The following is a 2,500-nucleotide window of genomic DNA, read 5'->3' as shown; positions in this document are numbered from 1 at the left end:
AAGCGAAAGTGATAAGTATCCCACCTGGGGAGTACGCTCGCAAGAGTGAAACTCAAAGGAATTGACGGGGGCCCGCACAAGCGGAGGAGCATGTGGTTTAATTCGATGATACGCGAGGAACCTTACCAAGGCTTAAATGGGAAACGACAGATTTGGAAACAGATCTTTCTTCGGACGTTTTTCAAGGTGCTGCATGGTTGTCGTCAGCTCGTGCCGTGAGGTGTCAGGTTAAGTCCTATAACGAGCGCAACCCCTGTTGCTAGTTGCCAGCGAGTCATGTCGGGAACTCTAGCAAGACTGCCGGTGCAAACCGCGAGGAAGGTGGGGATGACGTCAAATCATCACGGCCCTTACGCCTTGGGCTACACACGTGCTACAATGGACGGTACAGAGAGCAGCCACTACGCAAGTAGGAGCGAATCTACAAAACCGTTCTCAGTTCGGATCGGAGTCTGCAACTCGACTCCGTGAAGCTGGATTCGCTAGTAATCGCAGATCAGCCATGCTGCGGTGAATACGTTCCCGGGCCTTGTACACACCGCCCGTCAAGCCATGGAAGCTGGGGGTACCTGAAGTCGGTGACCGCAAGGAGCTGCCTAGGGTAAAACTGGTAACTAGGGCTAAGTCGTAACAAGGTAGCCGTACCGGAAGGTGCGGCTGGAACACCTCCTTTCTAGAGACAAAAAAGAAGCTATTTTTTAATTTAGATACTAAATTAAAAAAACTTACTCTCGCTGTTAATTCAAAAAAAAGAAAAGGCTTAAAATACAGAGTCTCGTAGCTCAGCTGGTTAGAGTACTACACTGATAATGTAGGGGTCGGCAGTTCGAGTCTGCCCGGGACTACTTTTTAAAGCACAAGGAAATTCTAGAAGCGAATTTTGAATTATAAATTTTAAATGATGAATTTGAAAAATAATTCAAAAAAATAATTCAACATCCAAAATAGAAAAAAGATTGGGGGATTAGCTCAGCTGGCTAGAGCGCCTGCCTTGCACGCAGGAGGTCATCGGTTCGACTCCGATATTCTCCACCAAATTGATTTGAAAATGAATTGATTTGAAAATTTGAAAATGATCATCATTTTCAAATTAACGAATCTTAAAATCTTCAAATTGAGTAAAGTTCATTGACATATTGAGATAAACATACAAACAAGTAGAAAGAACACTTTAGTAATTAGTAAAGAGTGAATAGTAATTAGTCTTAGGACTAGTCACTAATTACTTAGAGCTAATCACTAAAAAAAAGAAAACAATAAGCAAAATAAGGGCGTATGGGGGATGCCTAGGCTCTCAGAGGCGAAGAAGGACGTGATAAGCTGCGAAAAGCTGCGGGGATTGGCACATACGAATTGATCCGCAGATATCCCAATGGGGCAACCCACTATGTTGAAGACATAGTATCCAATAGGAGGCGAACCCGCTGAACTGAAACATCTAAGTAGGCGGAGGAGAAGAAAACAAAAGTGATTGCGTAAGTAGTGGCGAGCGAAAGCGCATTAGCCCAAACCAGTGTTGTTACGGCAATACTGGGGTTGTAGGACCACAATATTTCTTGTAAACCGAATTAGAATAACCTGGAAAGGTTAACCACAGAGGGTGATAGTCCCGTATAAGTAAGGAATATAAAGGATAGTGGTATCCTGAGTAGGGCGGGGCACGTGAAACCCTGTCTGAATCTGGCGGGACCATCCGCTAAGGCTAAATACTCCTGAGAGACCGATAGTGAACCAGTACTGTGAAGGAAAGGTGAAAAGAACCGTGAATAACGGAGTGAAATAGAACCTGAAACCATACGCCTACAAGCGGTCGGAGCAGCAAAAGCTGTGACGGCGTGCCTTTTGCATAATGAGCCTACGAGTTAACGTTGCTGGCAAGGTTAAGCACTTCAGGTGCGGATCCGTAGCGAAAGCGAGTCTGAATAGGGCGCTTGAGTCAGTAATGTTAGACGCGAAACCGTGTGATCTACCCATGGGCAGGATGAAGCTGTGGTAACACATAGTGGAGGTCCGAACCGGTTGACGTTGAAAAGTCTTCGGATGACCTGTGGGTAGGGGTGAAAGGCCAATCAAACTCGGAAATAGCTCGTACTCCCCGAAATGCATTTAGGTGCAGCGCAGTGGTAGAGTTATATAGAGGTAGAGCTACTGATTGGATGCGGGGCTTCACCGCCTACCAATTCCTGACAAACTCCGAATGCTATATAATATACACAGCAGTGAGGGCTGGGGTGCTAAGGTCCCAGTCCGAGAGGGAAAGAACCCAGACCATCAGCTAAGGTCCCCAAATGTATACTAAGTTGATCAAACGCGGTTTGATTGCATCGACAGCTAGGATGTTGGCTTGGAAGCAGCCATTCATTTAAAGAGTGCGTAACAGCTCACTAGTCGAGCGATCGAGCATGGATAATAATCGGGCATAAGTATATCTACCGAAGCTATGGATTTGACAAAAGTCAAGTGGTAGGGGAGCATTCTAACATCGTAGAAGGGATTCCGT

2 tRNA genes and 2 rRNA genes (2 of these 4 running past the window's edge) are annotated in these 2,500 nt (G+C 45.7%); all 4 read left to right on the top strand.

What is annotated here, in order from left to right:
- Nucleotides 1–673 (top strand): 16S ribosomal RNA (locus HUE53_RS00050) (it extends 843 nt beyond the left edge of the window).
- Between the two features lie 98 nt (nucleotides 674–771).
- A tRNA-Ile gene (locus HUE53_RS00045) sits at nucleotides 772–845 on the top strand.
- A 113-nt stretch (nucleotides 846–958) separates the two neighbouring features.
- Nucleotides 959–1,035, top strand: a tRNA-Ala gene (locus tag HUE53_RS00040).
- Between the two features lie 219 nt (nucleotides 1,036–1,254).
- Nucleotides 1,255–2,500 (top strand): 23S ribosomal RNA (locus HUE53_RS00035) (it continues 1,630 nt past the right edge of the window).
- Together the 16S and 23S rRNA genes with 2 tRNA genes alongside form the textbook arrangement of a ribosomal RNA operon.

This window comes from Flavobacterium columnare (genome assembly GCF_014844295.1).
In the GTDB taxonomy this organism is placed as follows: Bacteria; Bacteroidota; Bacteroidia; order Flavobacteriales; family Flavobacteriaceae; genus Flavobacterium; species Flavobacterium columnare.
This window is presented reverse-complemented; position numbering and strand designations above follow the sequence as displayed.